Origin of the sequence: Bilifractor sp. LCP19S3_H10 (assembly GCF_052119185.1) — a bacterium.
Taxonomy (GTDB): domain Bacteria; phylum Bacillota; class Clostridia; order Lachnospirales; family Lachnospiraceae; genus Bilifractor.
This window is the reverse complement of record NZ_JBQKFT010000022.1, coordinates 10876-30531: the sequence shown is the minus strand read 5'-3', so window position 1 is coordinate 30531 and position 19656 is coordinate 10876. Positions and strand designations below refer to the sequence as shown.

The 19656-nt window shown below is 42.9% G+C and carries 18 protein-coding genes and 1 CRISPR repeat array; all 18 genes read right to left on the bottom strand.

Annotated features, from left to right (window positions below; genetic code table 11):
* Positions 1-35 precede the first annotated feature (35 nt).
* On the bottom strand, positions 36-1118 hold the full coding sequence (gene mcrC / locus ACTQZS_RS13295) for a 5-methylcytosine-specific restriction endonuclease system specificity protein McrC (RefSeq protein WP_441476236.1): 1083 nt from the start codon (positions 1116-1118) through the stop codon (positions 36-38).
* Positions 1115-3523, bottom strand: coding sequence for an AAA family ATPase (locus ACTQZS_RS13290; protein ID WP_441476235.1), 2409 nt, complete (start codon positions 3521-3523; stop codon positions 1115-1117). The genes mcrC and ACTQZS_RS13290 overlap by 4 nt, the downstream gene beginning before the upstream one ends.
* Positions 3524-3537: 14 nt before the next feature.
* Entirely contained in the window at positions 3538-4485 is a 948-nt protein-coding gene (locus ACTQZS_RS13285) for a type I restriction-modification system subunit M N-terminal domain-containing protein (protein ID WP_441476234.1), read from the bottom strand.
* 35 nt (positions 4486-4520) lie between these two features.
* On the bottom strand, positions 4521-4772 hold the full coding sequence (locus ACTQZS_RS13280) for a helix-turn-helix domain-containing protein (protein WP_441476246.1): 252 nt from the start codon (positions 4770-4772) through the stop codon (positions 4521-4523).
* A 109-nt stretch (positions 4773-4881) separates the two neighbouring features.
* Complete coding sequence (locus ACTQZS_RS13275) at positions 4882-5538, bottom strand: hypothetical protein (protein ID WP_441476233.1); 657 nt, start codon at positions 5536-5538, stop codon at positions 4882-4884.
* Between the two features lie 789 nt (positions 5539-6327).
* Complete coding sequence (locus ACTQZS_RS13270; protein WP_441476232.1) at positions 6328-6876, bottom strand: GNAT family N-acetyltransferase; 549 nt, start codon at positions 6874-6876, stop codon at positions 6328-6330.
* Positions 6877-7079: 203 nt separating this feature from the next.
* On the bottom strand, positions 7080-7532 hold the full coding sequence (locus tag ACTQZS_RS13265) for a GNAT family N-acetyltransferase (protein WP_441476231.1): 453 nt from the start codon (positions 7530-7532) through the stop codon (positions 7080-7082).
* A gap of 408 nt (positions 7533-7940) precedes the next feature.
* On the bottom strand, positions 7941-8768 hold the full coding sequence (locus ACTQZS_RS13260; protein WP_441476230.1) for a hypothetical protein: 828 nt from the start codon (positions 8766-8768) through the stop codon (positions 7941-7943).
* The gene (locus ACTQZS_RS13255) at positions 8734-8874 is read right to left on the bottom strand and encodes a hypothetical protein (RefSeq protein WP_441476229.1); all 141 of its coding nucleotides are present in this window, start codon (positions 8872-8874) and stop codon (positions 8734-8736) included. Before ACTQZS_RS13255 ends, ACTQZS_RS13260 begins: the two co-directional genes overlap by 35 nt.
* A 62-nt stretch (positions 8875-8936) precedes the next feature.
* Entirely contained in the window at positions 8937-9200 is a 264-nt protein-coding gene (locus ACTQZS_RS13250; RefSeq protein WP_441476228.1) for a hypothetical protein, read from the bottom strand.
* Between the two features lie 319 nt (positions 9201-9519).
* Positions 9520-10097: a CRISPR direct-repeat array (repeat unit 29 nt; unit sequence GGGATCACCCCCGCCTTCGCGGGGAGCAC).
* Between the two features lie 44 nt (positions 10098-10141).
* A complete protein-coding gene (gene cas2e / locus ACTQZS_RS13245) occupies positions 10142-11047 on the bottom strand; it encodes a type I-E CRISPR-associated endoribonuclease Cas2e (protein ID WP_441476227.1) in 906 nt (301 codons plus the stop codon).
* 3 nt (positions 11048-11050) lie between these two features.
* A complete protein-coding gene (gene cas1e / locus ACTQZS_RS13240) occupies positions 11051-11983 on the bottom strand; it encodes a type I-E CRISPR-associated endonuclease Cas1e (RefSeq protein WP_441476226.1) in 933 nt (310 codons plus the stop codon).
* A 50-nt stretch (positions 11984-12033) separates the two neighbouring features.
* Positions 12034-12672, bottom strand: coding sequence for a type I-E CRISPR-associated protein Cas6/Cse3/CasE (cas6e, locus tag ACTQZS_RS13235; RefSeq protein ID WP_441476225.1), 639 nt, complete (start codon positions 12670-12672; stop codon positions 12034-12036).
* Between the two features lie 2 nt (positions 12673-12674).
* Positions 12675-13370 (bottom strand): type I-E CRISPR-associated protein Cas5/CasD, encoded by a 696-nt coding sequence (gene cas5e, locus ACTQZS_RS13230; RefSeq protein WP_441476224.1) that lies wholly within the window; start codon positions 13368-13370, stop codon positions 12675-12677.
* Positions 13371-13382: 12 nt separating this feature from the next.
* Positions 13383-14450, bottom strand: coding sequence for a type I-E CRISPR-associated protein Cas7/Cse4/CasC (gene cas7e, locus ACTQZS_RS13225; RefSeq protein WP_441476223.1), 1068 nt, complete (start codon positions 14448-14450; stop codon positions 13383-13385).
* A complete protein-coding gene (casB, locus tag ACTQZS_RS13220; RefSeq protein WP_441476222.1) occupies positions 14443-15030 on the bottom strand; it encodes a type I-E CRISPR-associated protein Cse2/CasB in 588 nt (195 codons plus the stop codon). Before casB ends, cas7e begins: the two co-directional genes overlap by 8 nt.
* Before the next feature lie 13 nt (positions 15031-15043).
* Positions 15044-16735, bottom strand: coding sequence for a type I-E CRISPR-associated protein Cse1/CasA (locus ACTQZS_RS13215; RefSeq protein WP_441476221.1), 1692 nt, complete (start codon positions 16733-16735; stop codon positions 15044-15046).
* On the bottom strand, positions 16728-19541 hold the full coding sequence (gene cas3 / locus ACTQZS_RS13210) for a CRISPR-associated helicase Cas3' (RefSeq protein ID WP_441476220.1): 2814 nt from the start codon (positions 19539-19541) through the stop codon (positions 16728-16730). Before cas3 ends, ACTQZS_RS13215 begins: the two co-directional genes overlap by 8 nt.
* Positions 19542-19656 lie beyond the last annotated feature (115 nt).

Below are 19656 nucleotides of genomic sequence, written 5' to 3'. Positions count from 1 at the left end.
AGGATCCTGACTGTCTTTGTTTGTTGTCATTAGAATTACCCCCCATTTAATGATAATCCGAAGTGATTCCTTATAATCTCATTCAATTGCCATGCAATTATTGAAAACTCCTGATTTAAATCAAGCGTCTTCACAGAGATCTGATTACCGCTCATGTGGTACACATTATCCGGCACCAGATCTTCGTCGGTTTTTGCGTAGAGAAGCATGCCGGAGACCTGATGCCCAGTGCCTTTCAACTCTGCTTCCTTGTTCTTCACATATGTGAAAATCTGATACATGTTGCCGGAATGCAATGTCCGTACATCGAAGTTTGTCTGCAGCGTACGCTCATAATACTTGGCGTCGATGATAAGTGTCTGGTTCCCATAAGTCAGCGTGATGTCTGTTTGCATAACCGGGAGCAAAGCATCATAGCCATCATCGAGCTGCCATGGGATCTGCAATGCTCGAGAGGAAAATCCTTTGATCTGGTGTCCGAATTCCTGCGCATAGTATTCCAGAATGAACTTCTCATATAGTCTGCTCATCCGCTGCTCGTCCACAAAACTTGCGAGCCGGTACTCACCGCTTTCCGTTGTCAGAAGTGACCCTTCAATCAGCAACTGGCAGATAGCAAGCAGCAGCTGATATGTGCGGCTGTTTCTCTGGAAGCGAATGTCTGACCATCGAATATGCTGCAGTTCAATCTGATCCACTTCCGAGAAAAAAAGCATTTCTTTTTTTAGCTCAGCCTTGTACTCTTCCTGTACATCCTTCTGCCGTAGTAGAAGAAAAACCGTCGATTTCAGGATCTGATTGAGCAGGTTGTTTTCCGAGAGCTCGTCATAATCACAGGTTACGATCATCCGATGCTCAAGCCTGTTTTTTATCGTCCCCGGCATATCGATCTTGCCTCTGACAACAGGTAGGTTCTCCAACCGGTTGATGTATTCCCGATAGAGTCCCTGCTTCAACTGCAGCCCAATACCTTTTGCCAAAATAGCGGCAAACAGGTTGTGGATGTTATCGAAGGACTCTTTCTGAATATCGTCGTAGACGGATTCCTTCAGTGTGGTGAAAGCGTAGGACAGCATATAGTAAATGTTCTTGATGAATATGCTTTTATCCTTTGTCATTGAAATACTCCGTGCAAGATGTTGTCCCACCGCTGTACCTTGCTGTCGTCGTCGAACCAGTATTCCTGCAACATCGGAAGGATGTCGTAATCCACGACCGACTGCATCCACTCATCCGTGCAGGTTTCCTTCGTCCTGCCGCAGAAATAGCTGTGGCCAATACAGAAACCTTTTCCGAGCGACTTGTCCCGGCTGATTTCTTCATTCAGTTCGACGACCTTCTTTATCAGTTCATCAAACGTTTCGTTCTCCAACGTCTGCTGATAGTCGCTGAATCCCTTCGATTCAAATCCCGGATCAATCTCGAAGAAGCTGAACCGTCGCCGCAGTGCATAATCGATCATCGCAAGGCTCCGGTCCGCCGTATTCATCATGCCAATGATGTAGAGATTTTCCGGCACAGTAAAAGGCATGCCGTTATAGGCGAGCGTCGCTTTTGTACCACGGTAATCCTTCTCGATCAGCATCAAGAGTTCACCGAAAATCTTACTAAGGTTGCCGCGGTTAATCTCATCAATGATAAAGAAAAACTTCTTATCTGGCTGATTCTCTGCCTTCTTGCAGAAGCGGTAAAACACGCCGTACTTCAATTCAAAACTATCTCCGGACGGCTTGTAGCCCATCATGAAATCCTCATACGAATAATTCTGATGGAACTGCACAAATTCAATCCGGCTGTCGTCCTTTTCACCCATCAACGAATAAGCCAGACGCTTTGCAGCAAAGGTCTTCCCGACACCAGGAGCGCCCTGCAGGATGATATTCATTTTGTTCAGGAGCACACCGGCAAGCCGGTCGTATTTTTCCTCGGTCATATAAACCTCAGACAGGAAATCATCCTTTGTGTAAGGCGGGATCTTAACTTCGGTATTGAGCGGATTCTCATCACGAATCATGTCCATGATGAATTCATATTCGCCCTTGGTAAGCCTGAAGAAGCTGCCGTTTGGATTCTGGAAGAACTCCATTTTCTCCAGCTCCGGGCATTCCTTCAGCGTTTGGTAATCAATCGGATTTGCGAGAGATTCTGTCTTTTCAAAATAGATTTTCTGGCCGTCATTTGCCGCGCTGACCTTCACGAGAGCAACGACCTGCTTGACAGGATTGGACTCATAGCCAATAACGAGATCACCAGTCTTTGCGTCGATGAAATTCTGGAACACGCGGCGCTTATTTCCGTTCTCGTTAAAGAGCGTGTAGTCCTGAACTTCACCGACCTGCAGATCAGAAAAGCTCCAGATCTTCGGATTTGCATTCAGCCACCAGTACCCATGTTCTTCTTCTCCGTCTACCGACTTTGCGTAAAGATCGACATCCTTCAGGTCAATCTGGTCCAATGCGTCAGAGAGTTCGCTGCGGAGTCTCCAGATATAACCGCCGTCCTCATCTTTGGTAGCATGCCTGCCGACATAAAGAACCGGCCACCATCTGGAATTATCTGAATCGCGCGGCATGACCGGACAGCCAGTCCTCTCGACCACACGCTTTGCCAGTCCGACTGAACCGGCGTTATAAAAATTCTTACTTTCTCCATATTTCACTGCGAGCTGTGTGCAGGTGGCTGCTCCGCCGTAGTCCTTGAACCGTCTCATGATTTCAAGGCCACTTTGTGTGAAGACATCTTTATCATTTAAGAGAGCAACCCATTCCTGAACCGTTATTCCAGGCGTATATTCTTCCTGAGAAGGGAACCACTCGTCGTCGGAGGAAACGCTATCTCCCTTTTTTGAATACTCCCTTGAAATGTAAAATCCAACATCGAAGGTCAGCGTTTTCAGTTCCGGATCAGGATAGCAATCTGCTGTCAACTGGCTACGAAATAAGTTCACCAGTTCTGTGTCCTGCTTCAGTTCTTCACAAATTTCATCATAGAACTTGAAGAAGTTTCGAATGTTGTCGGCGTAGGCTCCTTTTTTGAACCGGTAATCACTCTCAAGTTCATCGGATACCGATTTGACCTCACCGAATTTATAAATATAGTACTTGTCCGGATAGCGTAACCACAGGTATACACTAATCGCATTTTCGTATTGATAATGCTGCGCAGCTCCATTCCCATATTTTTCGAGTAAGATGGATGATTTCATTTTGAAGCTGTTGATACGCTCATAAACGTCCTTGCTTTCATCAAATAGCTCGATATACATTGCCCGAACTTCTTCCGGTGCAGTCTTGGCAAAGCCGATTATCATTCCTGCTGGGAAGTTATTCATCGAAGCAAGCAGGTTGTAGGTCTTAGAAAGAGACCGACTGAGCATATCCGCGAAATCCTCTGCTTTGACATTCCAGTTATCCTGAAAGCATTTGACGGCTTCCCACTTGTATTTTTCGTCTTTCCAGTGCTTTGGAAGGAAATCCTTCTTGTACTGGATGAGCACCTCTTTCAAACGAAATTTGTCAAACATTCATGCTTCCTCCATTATGCATCTCGCAGGCTCTTGTATATTTCCTCCGCAAAAATACCAAGCACCTCGCGCTTGATTTCATCATTGCCAAGAAGCAGTGAGAAAAAATCCTGATTCTGGTCAAGACCTTCGATCAAAGCGTCATCAATATTATCAAAGTATGAGAACTCGAAGTCTTTCTCGCTGTTATTCTTCGCGCTGGTTTTCAACTTATCAGATTTCAGCAAGATATCCAAAATTGTGATGACCTTGCCATCATCGAAAATATCATCACAGCCTTCTGCAAGCAGGATATTAACCATGAGATTGATAATGTCTCTGCCCGTGTAGTGATCGCCTGCTTCAGCATTTTCAGAAAAGCGGCGGATCAGATCTTCAAAGATGTATCCCATCTTCACGTTATCAATCGTGCGCGGATTCAGGTCAAGTTCAGAGAATGCTTTCACAACAGCGAGTAGGCGATTGTTCTTATCCATCTTTGTGATCTGCTTTTTGAAGTCCAGACCTTTTGCTTCTGAGAGGAGAATCTCCTGCACATTGGATGAGAAACCCTGAATGTAAGAGATAAAGTTATCCGCCAGATGATCCGGATCATTGCACAGTTCAGCAAGTGTAAAACGACTCGTATTATAGAACTGGAAACCAGAGATGCGGTACATAGCCTTTGCTGGATAATTTGGATTCTTCTCGTATTGCTCGACGACCATGTCCTTTGTCGGCTCAAGTGCACACTCGAAACGCCTGATAATTGTCATCGGGATGATGACATCTTTATACTTGTCACTCTGATAAGGTCCACGCAGCTTGTTTGCAATAGACCAGATCATACTGGTTTCTGCTGATACATCTACAGGGGAGTCATCCCACATAGCATCAATCATTTGATGTTCTGACATTTTCAATATCTCCATTTCATTCTCGAAAGATGGTCTGATTACCAATGAACCAAAAAATTCAATCACACCGATAATTCCTTCTATGGTTTATTTTTTCATTGTTAAAAGGACGCAGATGTTTTTTTTCCATTATCCGTGGCGCCCTGCTCCTTATCAGGTATGAACTCCATAATGTCTCCGACATCACAGCTCAAAGCACTGCAAATTGCTAGCAGGGCTTTCGTGTTAACATTCCCTCCGTTTCCGAGTTTAGCTATGGTCGTCGCACTGACGTTGGCCATTTCGCAGAGATCCTTTTTCTTGATACTGCGATCGATTAACAACTTCCAGAGTTTGTTATAGCTGAATCGAATTTTTACCTCCGTGCCTACCTTGGGACGTTATTCCTCTTCATCGACTTCTGTGTCTGTCTTTTTAGCCCATGAGTATCCGAACAACTCATTACCGTCCTCTCTTAAGGATCTACTTCAAGTACCACATTTCTCCATTTGGCATCTGCATTACATCCCCGGAAAATATCTCAATTACATTTCCATTAAGATCCCGAACTATAGTCTCCTCCCAGTACTTGTAATCCACGCCTTCCCCTTTTTCAAACCATCTGTTAAAGAACAGTTTCTCTCCATCTCGTAAAAAGAAGGAATCATGATCCTCCATTGAAAGGCTGACCTTCTCCGGCCAAACAATATCCAATTCATTACCGCTCTGTCTCGAAAGCGTAAGTGGACTGATACGCAGCTGCAGATTATAACAATCCTTCACTGATGAAAGCGGAAGCTCCGTATGAATGCTTACCTGATGATCACTGCTGTCGAATCTGACAATCCTGATCACTCCATTTGGAAAATCCACATCAAGCATATATATTCCGCCGTCAAAGAATATCGGTTTTTCGCTATAATGCCCCTCTGTCTTCGGAACTGGAAAGAAAACCTCTCCGTCAGGAAAATGGACAAGACAAAGCTTTCTTCCTTTTACCACATGTCCATCCTTAAACAGTTCTTCGGCCTCGTAAAGATCACCGTGTTCATAATCCATACCGTAATACCACTCACTTGTGGCTCCGGGAACAAGCTCTATATATGTAATTCCGTCGGTTTCTATCGTCTTTATCTTCATTAAACCCTGTCACTCGCATCTTCCCAACAATGCATCCACCAATACAGACATATGTCCATCAGCTACATAATCTGCGATCCAGCTACCTTCACTGAATGATCTCTCCTGACAATAACCGCAAGGATCTGTTTCTCAGTGAGTGTATCCAACCACTCCTTCGTAGGCTGAGCCAAATCCCGATTTATATCTTGGAATACCTATCTTGTCTTCTTCGAAGTGGCTTTGAAATCAGTTGCAATTATATCCATTTCTCATCAGCACAATTTCGATACTTAGTATATCATGTTTGGAATTCGTGAAAAACAGAAAAGCCGTCCCGATAGTTCGAGACGGCAAAATTTTCTCAGCTATTCATCTTTTCGGCATATTTTCTTGCTACAGATCTTGGAACTATCCTGCACAGAAAGCTCATGCACTTTGTGTATCTACCATAATAGCTAAGGACTTTGCCTTTTGTCATAGCACGTATGCCACCCTTTGCAGCCTCGTCTGCCTTAGATGACTTCCGGAATATCGCGGTGCCTTTACCCATTGCTGCCGCCTGCTCAAAAGGGTTCGGAACTAAGCGGGCTTTCGCGCCTATTTTCCCTCGACCCTTGACATCAATGCCACCGTCTCCACATGCAACGAGACAGTGAGGAACATAATCACGTCGGTTCTTGCTGTCTGGAAATTGGTCAAAGCGGGGACATGCTGTTCGGGAATTTGTCAGAAATATGATGCTCCATTACCTTCAATGATATCAGCAACATTGCAAAACACATTGAACTTGAATTTGGCTATCTATTCTCAGAGTTTCTTCATCATCCAATATGCATCAATATAGGAGCCATCTGCATATTTCATGTTATCAGGAAATGTACCAAACTTTTCAAATCCCAGCTTCTCATACATAGCAATGGCATCCTTGTTCTCCGCAATAACCTCAAGCTCTGCCTGCTCGTAACCTACACTCTTCGCAACATCAAGTACAATCTGAAGCATAGCTTTTCCTATACCGCATCCGCAGTATTCTTTGTAAAGAGCAATTGCAACATCACACCTGTGGCTGTATCTCTTATACGGGGCAATGCTCATAAGAGAGCAGTTACCAATATGCTTACCATCAAAAAACGCAACAAGCATAAGTTCACGCTCCGCATCTATCTTAGCCTGGATAAACTGCTTCTCTTTTTCCTCTGTAATTGTGATTTCTTCAGGTTCTCTGATAAGATAAGGAGTCTCTGCACTGGTTATTCTCAGATACTTTATAAGTGCCTTTGAATCTTCCGGTCTTGCATTTCTTAGTATTATAGTTCTTCCAAGTTTATCCTTAATTGAAAATTCCCCAAATTCCATAACTCTTATATCTCCCAAATAAATCCCGATTGTTACATTGGCGAATGAATCCACATGTATCCCAAAATCAAGACACTAAGCACTATTACAAGCAGCTATGCTATACCAATTGTCTTGTGCTTTCGCTTAAAAGCGATAAAACTTCCCACACCCATTACTATGTATGCGAGAAGCAATAACATCGAAAAACTCATATGACCTCTTTAAAGTTTGTATTGCATGAAATTACCGTTATGAACAAATCCATATGCAGTATATAATTTCACTCCCATATCAGATGCTGTAATTTGAATCGTACCACAGCCATAATTTTGGGCTTCTTTAACAACTCTATGTAAAAGTTCTTTTGAAATTCCCATCCGTCTGTAATCGGCATTTGTAAACATGCTGGATAAAAGCCCCATCTTTCCACTGGGGCATCCGAAATATGGTGGTTTTTCTACAAATGACATTCCGCTTGTACCAATGATTTTTTCATCATCTACTGCTATCCACGAAACAAATGTCCCATCTTTCATATGGCGTATATAATAATCCCGTAAAGCTGGTTTTAAATCAATATCCTCTTTAGCCCCCTCTTCTCTCAACTGATTTATTCTCATTTCAATGAATATATCCAGATCCTTTTCACATAATTTTCTATACTCAATTGCCATTTGCATTTACCTCCATAAACAACGATTTAATCTGCTTTTCCTTCACATCAATCCCCTGCCTGCAAACACCCAAAATGATCGAGTTGCCGGATTGGTTGTCAGCCCTTTTCGTTTTCCAAAAATCGTCCCAATATGCCTGACATCTAATCCACTGTCTCAAATTGTGACATCTAATCTGAGGTTACAACCTGACATACATTTTGCAGTAGATATGTTTCAATATAAGAAAACCGAGCTTTTTCAGAAGTCTGGTTTCAAATCCGATGCGCCGTTCACAAAATAGACCATCATAGGCACCAGGAGAAACTGCCGAACTTCAATATCCTTACTTCCCGGATGATGCGGTTCGATTCCCCAAGGAAAGCCGTGTCACCGGGATGAAATTTCTTAGCCATAGACACCTCATATCTACTTTCTGGCTTTCACGATCTCTCTGAACTCGTCCCGCACAATGGAATATGAGATAAGATTTACCACCAAGTCGATAACATCCGGCTCATCCAGTCGGAGCAGATGGTCGGCTGTGATACTGCCCAGATAGTATTTGCCCTCTGTTAATATCTTCGGATACCGTCTGCTGACCATTTCCCGCAGTTCTGATTTCTTTCCGCTGCCGATACGGCCTATTGCGATCCTGCCGTTGTGATAGAATTTGACCGTTTTGCCCGCTGCCACAGCATCCTCATCTACTGACATCTGAAGGGCATGGTGGGAAGTCTTTTCATCATCGTGCGCCACACAGAGAATGGTCCGCGGATAATAGGTGGTGATTCCGATTGAAAAAATCTCCGTGTTGCCGTCTATGCTGACGAGGAATGAACGATAAGGACCATAGTACTGTCCTCCTGAGGCATTGCCATAAGTTAGCATCCTAACACCGTAGTCCTCCAGCAGTTCAAACATGCCATATTTCCCAGTCGGCATTTTTACCCTTACATCGAGCAGCCCTTCCCAGAGGTTAAAAACCGGAAGTGCCAGTTCCATCGGTGTATACTTGCTGATACCCATATTATAACCGTCCTCATCTTCAGCGAAGGCACTGCGCAGTTCTTCTTCAAGTTTCTCAAATGGAATCCGTTCCGGCAATGCCTCCTGCTCGACAGGAACACAATCGCCAGTTAGCATATCGGCATATTTCGGCAATTCCTCTATCTGAACATACTGCTTTTTAGTATCATCGTATTTATAGCAGAACTCACGGTCACCATTGATCAGCAAGGATGTACAGAGGATCACCAGCCCAGTCAACCTGCATCGTGTCACCGGGTTTGTGAGTAATCCGCATCGTGGCTTTCGTGACACTGGCCCAGCGGCGATATTTCTCGCAGAACTGGGTATACATGTACGGTACGCCTCCGGTGTCGCGAACCTTGACGCAATACTCACTCCAAAGCAGGGTAAGCGTTACGCCCGTTCGTGCCAGCTCACGATGGATCCACTCGTAATCCGGCACAGTGTATGGGATGCCATAGCATACTTCCCCGGGAACAAGATTTCCTGGATATCCTCGTTAGTGATATCGTCGCCTAACGGCCAGGAAACTCCAGCTGCCTGAGCAGCTACAATTACAGCAGACACAGTATTCCTTGAACTTTGAACCTTCAAAGCAATACTGCGCTGACTGTCTCCGAGATCCTGCAGTCTCAGGATCTCACGGTAGTCAACCATAAGACCACCTCCTGTATAGATAGTCACACGTTTCCGTGTGCCATACCCATTATACAGAAGGGTGGCTCTTTACTCCATGAAAGTGGCTCTAAAACTCCGAGAGAGTGGCTCTAAAACTCCGTGCACATGGCTCTCTCGTCCCGAAATCTGTAAGTGCCTGTCACCAGATATCCATCCCTGCCTGCATGAAGTGTTTGAATTGTTAAGGAACAATTTCCGACATTCTTGTGTATAGCTTAGTCGCAATCAGCATAATCATCAATGTCCAGAAGGCAGCCCATATTTCAACTGCCCACAGAGGCAGAAAAGAACGCTCTCGGGGATCACTCCCGCCTTTGCGGGGAGCACGGATGGGTGGTAGACTTGTGGATGTTGGATGAAGGATCACCCCCGCCTTCGCGGGGAGCACTATTGGCATATCTCTTTTGATAATTTTCATTTAGGATCACCCCCGCCTTCGCGGGGAGCACTCATCCATCCAAAACATGATGTGTTTTACCGTGGGATCACCCCCGCCTTCGCGGGGAGCACTCCCAACATGCCAACCACTGAGCCGTTAATCCGGGATCACCCCCGCCTTCGCGGGGAGCACCCAACATTGTTAACATTGTCATCAACATTAGCAGGATCACCCCCGCCTTCGCGGGGAGCACCAGAGAGTGACACTTCATTTAACAACGGGACTGGGATCACCCCCGCCTTCGCGGGGAGCACCGAAATGTCACAGGCTGACCAACAGCTACTTCGGGATCACCCCCGCCTTCGCGGGGAGCACCAAGAATTATCGGTCAACGAGTGCAACAGGCTGGGATCACCCCCGCCTTCGCGGGGAGCACAAGATCACAGCTTTCATCCGGTCGAGGGCATTGGGATCACCCCCGCCTTCGCGGGGAGCACAGATAAAAGATCCCATAAAATCAAGCTTTCTGTTAACGTTCGCATCAAAAAATATTTAGTTTATCCGCTAGACGATATATCAATCTTGCATCTTCTAATGCCCGATGAGGAACTTCCTCTTCAATGCCATATGCCTTCAGAGATGTTGCCAGTCTGTAATTGGCTTGAAATAATTGCTCTTTTCTTACTAGCTCAAGTAAGTCAAAGACCTGATTTGATAAACATGTTAATCCATGTCTGTTAAGAGAAGCATTTAAAAAATTAATATCAAACTTTATGTTATATCCAACTATGGTTTTCTTGTCCAAGAATGTCAAAAGGTCTTTAAGTGCTGTTTCTTCTGCGACGCCACATTGAAGCATCTCATCCGTTATTCCGGTCAGTTGAATAATTTCCTTGGGTATAGACTGATGAATCTGAATAAATCTATGGAACTCTTCTAAAGAATCTCCCAATGGATACAATGCCCCAATCTCAATAATAGAATCTTTTTCCGGATTAAGACCTGTGGTCTCGATATCAAGAAAAACATATTGTTTGACCTTCTCAGTTTTTGATTCTACCTCGATATTTTCTTTGGCCGGCGGCTTTACCGCTGACGCTTGAAAAATTTTATGTAATTTATAAGCTGAACTGAATCCTCTCTTTAACTGTTCATTTTCCTCTTTTCTTTTTAAAGGCAAAAGTACTAATGGAATACCATCGCTATCAATACTGGATCGATCTGAATGAAATGTTTGAAATTGATATCCAATTTCATTGTGGTAGGCATAACTCAAAGTACATGCGCCCGTGCCTGCAGAATCACATACGCGTTTCCACAAATACTCTCTGATACGCGTGCTGAAATTTCCAATGTAAACACCTGCAGAAATTTCCTGCATCCATTTTGTCAGATCTCCACGTAAGGAAGGAGGCACATTCTTCAAAGTAATAACTGTAAAAGGCATCAGTTACTCCTTACTGTAATTAATTCCATAAGCAACCGTTCCTTCTTTATCATCCCATAAATTCAACGGTTCCATTTCTATCCGTTGATCTGAATCGATTTCCAACAGATACTGTAAATCTTTCACAATTCTCGTGAGTAGCTTTCCATTCGAAAATAAATCTCGTACTCTCAGTCGTGCCAGACGCCCAACATCATCACCCGGTTGATATGCTGCCGCAACCTCAAATGCTGCCGGAATCGTCAATTCCACTTTATATAAGTCTGCGATATCATAGACAAAAGATAAGTCATGACCAGTATGAACAAAGCCCAAACCCGAACAAAGTCCAAGGGCACAAATAACGCTATGGACGACACCATATAGAGCTACATTTGCCGCGGATAGTGCCTGATTAATTGGATCACTGCCTTCATAGTTATCCGGATCATATTCTCTTTTATTCCATTGTACTTGGTATTGCTTAGACAACTTTCGATACACCCCGCGAACTCTGGCGCCCTCGTGGGCTCTCAATTGCTGCATGGTCAGTTTACTGACATCCTCATCAGGAAAACGCAACTGATACATTTTCCTAGCAATCCTAAGCCTGGTCTTAGTATTGGTCACAAGCTTTGCCTGCTGCTCCAAAAACCGCGTCGTTCTTGCCAGAGATCGACCATGTGCATATTGGCGTACACCTCTTTCTCCAACCCACACCATACTGCTACCTGCATCGCCTAGAAGCTCTACTGCTCTATGGCTTATATCTGTTCCGGGTCCAAGGAAAAAAACTCCAATAATCGCAGCCGGTATCTTTACTGTTCCTCTGGAATCGCTTACGGTCACAGCCCCATCTTGGCGATTGATCACAGCATGTTCCACATAAATAAAAGTAACGCGGTCACTAATCTGAGGAAGTTCCTGCAACTTTGTTTTACTTATTGTTTTGTTCATTCGCACCTCCAGATATATATAATCTGCATTTGAGATGTTCGTGGTAAACACTAAGATTCAACCGGTATTATAGTTAGCATTCCGCATCCATATGCTTTTTCTTTTCCAATCCCCTTCGTCATCGCTTTTAGGAACAATTCAATATCTGTGACCTCAAGCAATCCTTCAAAGGTAACTACTGAAATATGTACATCAGGATGTCCCTTCTTGCGAAGAAGCTGATAAGAACGATCTGTAATCTGATAGTTCCCCGGAATCAGTCGAAATCCATTTGCATCTGCCTTTTTCTCAAGAAATTCCAACTGTTTGTCTGCAGTAACATGTGGATACACCTTTCCACGTCCACCAGATTCGCTTGCGACAGAATGCGTTGGATTAAGCACAACCTTAAAACGATATGGTTTGTCTGTCTTGATAGATGATAGAAATTGCGAATAATCCTTGCTTTCTGCAGTGCCCGAAACCCCATATTTTTCAAAGCGATCAAAATCCGGTTTTTCTTCACTTACAACCAAAAGATAAGTTTTTCTAGCTATATGATCAAGTCTCCACAACTTGCGAGTACGTACGCCGCTTTCAACTTCCTTTGGAAAACTGGCCTCGACCCAATTATGATACGCACCGACATGAGTAAGATCATGTAATTTTTGACGATTGCCAATGTCTAATTCAACACGTGATAAATACATACCTAGCCCCCTAATGCTGCAAATGCATCATGCTCTTGTACATTTGTAGACTTCTGTATTGTTGTCGACGACTCCCTCCGCAGACTATAGTTTCTCCCATGATAAGAAAGCGAAACAATAGCATCACGACGGAGTTTCCCTTCTGCAGATGGAAGAAGGATTTCGTCTGCGTAAATATGGAGCCTTGCAGACTTCCGTTTCTTCTGTACACTCTTAATAGCCTGCCACGGAAATTCCTCAAGTATCTGAATCGGATCACCTTTTACAATACCCTGCACCAAATCAGCTGGAACCGGGCATGACCTTCTTCCCATAAATAACTGAAAATAAGGTTTTTTCAAAGCATTGCCAATTTGATTGATCCATTCCTCATTTTCACTCGAAATAACTGCAACAAACACTGCATCTTCAATATATTTACGATGAGTAACATAGGGTGGTTTTATTTTTTTTCCTCCTCTTCGATGTGCTGTCTGATAATCATCAATGATTTCTCCAGGTTGATCTATCCGCACAGCAAAAAGAAGATCATTAAGGGAACGAATCTGTTCGTTATCTCTACGATATCCTAAAGCAGCTGCAACCATACCAATTACAGCACTCTTCGAAGGATAAAAATCCGTATGTCGAATCTCAAAGTGAGAAGATGTACCCCAGGCCTGAAGCGGTCCAGAGAACTTCAAAATAATCGATTCCACAGTTTCCTCCTTTTATCCAAGAAGCGACTTAACCTCATCTAAACCTGAAAGTAGAGCAGCAAGATCTGGTACTTCCTTTCCTTCTACCTGTTCATCAAGTGATGTTGTCGTAACATATAATGTAAGTATCGGCTTTTGTACAAATTTTTCTACTTTTTCCAGTTCTCTGAACAATCTCTTAGTAGATTCCTCAACATAACCTGAAGTCGAACGGACCGGGGTTTCAAAAGCGCCAACAAGACTCACTGGACGGTCTGATCGAAGCGTAATCATCAAAGTTTGCGGAAGGGTTTCATTTGCAAAGGTATTGATCTTTCCTGTAGGCATAGAATTTGAAAAAGCCTCTATAAACAACTTCAATGCATCTACCGTCTTTTCTACACTCCCTAATTGCTTTTCGAATTCATGAACAGCTACATTTGCATATCGATATAGTGTTGAAGAATTATATTCAATCGTATCAAGCATTGCTACATGATGAGCATTATCGTTCTCAAAGCGATCATCCAGTGCTGCGTAATAATCGTATTCTGTCTGTACGGCATGAGTAGAAATGGCATGCGCAACCTGAGCGGATGCATCTTCATTTAGAGATGGATCATCTGCAACCATTCGTCCAAATAAAGCAATGTCAATCTCCGGATTTTCCTTCAAAATATTCTGCAGCACTTCACTACTTTCCTCATGGTCAATTGCAGCCTGTGCTAAAGCTGATGCCTGGTGCTTCCCCATGAAAAAAAGTGCCTTTGCTTTGTTATCCTTATCCAGCTTGATCCCCGCCTTCTTGATGACATCTACCGCGAGTTTCTCTGTTTCCCCTGTGGAAAAGGAAGGATCTATCTTGGATATTTCATCTGCTACATAGCCCACAACATCTTTCGTTCTGGTTCCTACTGTCTCTCTTCCGGACTGAATGAAGTAATCCCGCATTGCCTTTTTCCAGGATTGTGAACTTACACGGGCTCTCTGTACCCCACCATATTGTGCTGTCTTCGGGCTTCCTGAATCATCACGATTTACATTCGAAGGCGGTAAAGTCTGAATCGCATGGACGTCTAAGAAAAGTCTTTCGTTACTCATTTGTTGTTTCCTCCTTTGTATTGTTTACAACCCCTGTATAATAGTCCTGAGCCCAACGGAAACAGATTCTTCGATGATCTCCCTTTTGAAACCAAAATAAGTCCTCTGCCAACTGTGGGAAGTTTACTGTGACCTGATTCTTACTTTTTGCAATTTTAAGCAGCTGTCTTAAGTGATAAATCAACTCCTCATATGTTTGAGAAGAAATCAGTACATTAAATCTTCGATCAAGTGCTTTTCCATTTTCTGTCGTTCTACCAAATAGTATTGATTTGCCGATAGACCCTTTGAAACCATCGTTCTCCAAGACTTTTGAAGATGATCCCTGCATACATAGTGCATACAACTGCAACGTAGAATAAACCGCCCGTTCTTCAAACGTTTCTTTACCATTTATTGATAAATATTCCGTTGGCATCTGTTCAAAAAAGAATGGCCAGACATTTGTTGCTTCGTCCAAGTCTTTACCTATTGTATTGCGAAACTTGGCCAGGATGGCTGCACGTCGTTTGTGATACTCACCACCATCCTGCAGTTTTCGGATTGCTTTCGAAACCACAGCTTTGATATCCTTCTCCATTTCATCCTCTTTCTTATCCTAATTTTTTCCATACCGCATTCTTAAATTTTGCATAGGCGTTAAAAATATTAAACTGGCGATCATTCTTTTGGATACCACGATAATCTCTAATGGATGCCGTGTGCATCACTTTCTCACCCTGTGCCAAAAGAAGACGTTTTAATGTATCATGCCACTCTTCTTCCTTTATTGCCTTTTCGTCACCCGGCTGAATGGAAGCCAGCCAATTATTGAACGGATCATTTAATTTCTGATAAAACTTCTCTGTTTCCACTGAAACAAATACTGTTTTTTTCTTTGAATCCATCGCTCGAATATCTGCTATATCCTGCAAGAAATATCGGTAAATCCCAACAGCAGGTTTCGTCACATTTTCAATAATATCATTGATTCGTACCAGCCAGCCATTATCTGTGTCATCTATAGCAATTAATTCATTCATACTGAGCATATCTGTAATCTCATCAATTGGAAGCCAAGATTTGGCATCCCCATTGTCCTGCATACTGATAGCGCAGATTGAAATCCTTCGGTTTTCCCTTATTCTATTTAACTGATTCAAAATTTCAGGTCTTTTTGGACCATTTTCATTTGCTTTTAGCATAATAGTTCCAAAAGACCTCCACATGGCCTGTTCTGGTCTATGTTTCCTGGGAATCTGATGTCCTTTAGCCGGTCCATCCTTGTTAAGTCTCCACATTGTCATCGGCTCGATAAAATGATCCATATGTGCAATCGAAGCAACTTTTGCAATCTGAATTGCGGCAGGCTGTTCTGGTGTCCAGGATGGATCTATGAATGCCGCACGACTCCAATTTGTATAGAGTTCCGCATAATTAGAGATTCGTCTCTCTCTTAGCAGACTTTTCACATTATCCTCACCGGAATGTTCCCAACACGGATTCTGGATGTCGATATGATCCTGAGCATTTGGCGGATAGGGAATATCATTTAGTAACAAGGTTTCAAATAGATTATCCCCTTTGATATAAATGCCGCCTATATCAAAGAGCCATCCTTTTGATACTTGCTGCCCTTCAGCTAACAGGCTCGTCTTATCCGTGTTTCCTGCATAACCCTGCAAAGTTAACAGCCAACGCATCAACTGTGCCTCAGTCAGTTCACTCTTCCATCCGTCTGTCTTATTCTCAGCTGTTCCCTTGGCAATCGGTGAGAACAGTGCAATTTTGTTTTCACTCTCTGAGATTAGCAGGTTGACTGTTTTCCCCGTCTTCGTGGTTGGCTTTTTCCCTGATGGGACAAATTCCATCATCTCTTCCTTTGTTACTTGATAAAATGGAAATTTCTCATCCAGAAGATAAAAATGATCTTTCCATTTTTCCAAATATGTACAAACAATTTCAGGAAATCTTCCCTGTTCCCTGATATTATCCCAGGTACGATCAAGATCTATCGTATAATCACCGATATCATCCTCATCCACCGGTTCTGTTGGTACCATACGGTCATCCAATGTTATGTATGGATAGGGATTTCCATCAGCATCAAATCTCGAAAATACAGTCTCTACAATTGCAAGCAATAAACGAAGCATCGCGAAATTCTGTGTTTCCATCTCACCGGCAAGACATTGATAATCCTGAGCATTCCTGAAAAGTTCCATTAACGACACTTCCTTCTGTTTCTCGCCTCCCATAGGAAGTACCGGTATCCAGGGCTCATCCAATAGATTAAATCTACTCATATTCCTCCTTCTTCTCCATTCTTAATCCATACTCTGATGAATATCGCAAAACTGGTCCATCATCACCAAGTTGAAACTCTCCTTTCTCATCAAAAATTATTCCAAGTGCTCCCTTTAACCATGGTTGTTTCTGCCATTCTGGCAAGTTCATTCTGTTATAATCCTCTAAGAGGCGAATCACATGGCTGAGCCCACCAGCCATCCGAATCATTCCACTGGAAATACGTAGAGACTGGGTTGCTATCTTCTTTGCAATCAGCGGATCATTGATAAATGAAGATATATCATGTGCATCATTAAAATTGTCTGAAAAAAGACAATATCCTTCTCCGAAACGACGTACAGCTATCACTTCAATGGTTTCATCAATATCTCTTACTTTAGCATATGATTCCTCGTCAGTTGCCGAAACATCTGGAGTGTTCAGCCAACCAATCAGATTATTCTTCTCAGGACAAATGCGTGTCCTTGGATTATCGATACGGTAAGCTTCTGCCTTCTGTTTTTGATTCATTTCCTGATTAATAAAGTCATCTTCCCACTTACAATATTGTGCATTTAATCCCGGTGGGAGATTCATCGTCACATTACTTATATCATAAACCTTTTGTACTAAAGGAGAAACATCATCCGGTATCCGAATTTCATCTCTAAGAAAATATTGTGTTCGTGCAAGAAGGCATGCACCATAAATAAGTTCTGAACCATGCTCAAATTTCATATCCGCATTCATTCCAAGCACATAAGTCGTTGGCGTCTGATGTTCCTTTGGCCGCTTAATATCATGTCGATGAAGACGCCCGATTCTTTGGAGAAGGAGATCCACCGGGCATAGATCTGTTATCAGGACATCGAAATCAATATCTAATGATTGTTCGATGACTTGTGTACCAATGATTATTGCTCTTTCGGGGCGAACTGCATCTTTCCCTATCATCTGCGTCAAATGATTTTCCTTATCTATTCGGTCCGTTGCAATAAAGTTTGCATGCAAAAGTTCTACAGGAATATTTGGAAAAAGTTTTTTACATTCCACTGTAATATCCTGGGCTCTCCGCACTGTATTAACAATGATTCCAAGAATGCCACCAGACTGAATCAGTTCACCTATTAATTGAAAAAGATCTTCCTCAGAACAAGTTTTAATAGAAACCTTTTTGGGTCGCTCTGCCGGGAATTCAGTTGTCTGCCTGACAGCATTTCCATCGGTATATGTCAGTAAAGGATATGCATCCGTATCCAGATTCGCTCCGTTCAAATCAATTTCTCTCTTTTTCAATCCTGCACCTTTCAAATAGGATTGAACGAATTCTGCTCTCTTTGCTTTCGGCAAAGTTGCGGAAAGCAGAATGACAGGAACACCATAAGTTCCCATCCAAGACAATGCTTCTGACAAATATTGACTCATATAGGCATCATAGGCGTGAATCTCATCCAGAATAACCACTTTCTTGTCAAATCCCAGATGTCTCAGCATAAGATGCTTCTGCTTCAAGGCAGCCAAAAGAAAATTATCGATTGTTCCAACCACATAATCATCCAGAGCAGATGTCTTTCTTCCGGCAAACCATTGATTGACCTGAACCTGACTCTCATAAGATTCATCATTTGCCATATTTGAGGATAACTTTTGCATGAGTTCATTGAGATATGCTTTCCCATGCTGTAACCGTAAAGAAGTCGTTGTTTCATACTCATTTGACACGCTGGTCAGCCATTCATAAACCCTCGAAAACATACTGTTTGATGTTGCCTGTGTTGGCAATCCAAAGAACAGACCGCTTCTACCTGACTTTGCTGCAAGTTGTTCAGCACAAGCCAGTGCGCTCTCCGTCTTGCCCCCTCCGGTTGGCGCTTCAATTATCACAAGACCGGGTTTGTCAATCATCTGAACTGTATCAAAGATAATTCTCTGAAATTCTCTTGGGTGAAATCCAAAACGTTTCTCATAGAGTAAATCAGCATTTTCAGGAAGGTGTACCTCAAACGGAATTGTCTGATACCACTTCTTAATTCCTACTAAAAAGCGTTCCTGAAGATCAGGAACAGTCTCCTGATCGATTGGAATTAAAGGAAAGAAATTCTCATTACTGACAATCCAGTCTGCAACAATTACTAGACCACACAGTTGAACCTGGTCAGGCATCGTCAATTTAGGTAAATTGGAAATACTGCAGATTCCAGATTCTTCCAATGCCTGTTGTACGATTTGTTCTTGTACGCTTTTCCAAAGCTGATATATATCAGCTTTGGGATTTTCTGATTGATAATAATTTTCCAGATATGCTTCCTGATTTCTATATATTTCTACTGAATCTGCTGGCATTCCGTGATGTGCACCGATAATAGAAGATATATCGTCTAAAACGCCCATGCGATACAGAATTACTTCCCCTGCAATAGCATGCGATGTCTGTGTCTGTGCATGCAGCTTCTGAAATCGTTCTGCAATTTCACATATCCCTGTAAATCCATATCGCTCAAGGCGTTCCAATAATTGCTGATCCAAGTCTTCAGATGAGGAATACCCTTTTTGTGTTTGAAAAGCTGGAGTTGCTTTCCCCAGGTCATGGATAGCGGCTAGAAAAGCTACCGTAGCTTCTGCCAGTTCTTCTGATCCATTCTCCATATCATTAATTATATTCCTGCGCTGGCCTTCGCATATCCAATGATTCCACAGCCAGCTAGCGACATTCATTGTATCGTTTAAATGGACTGAAAGCGGTAACCACATCAAGTTTCCATTCGTATCACTTTTCTTCGCCCATAATGAACTTATTGCTGTATCGATCGATGTGACTGACATTCTATTTACCTCCCCTAAAGTAAACGAAACTGAGTCCGCATTCATAAAAGATGCGCAAGTCTGACATCCCCTATTCCGCCAGAATCACAGCTCCAAAGCATATTGTTTTCTCATT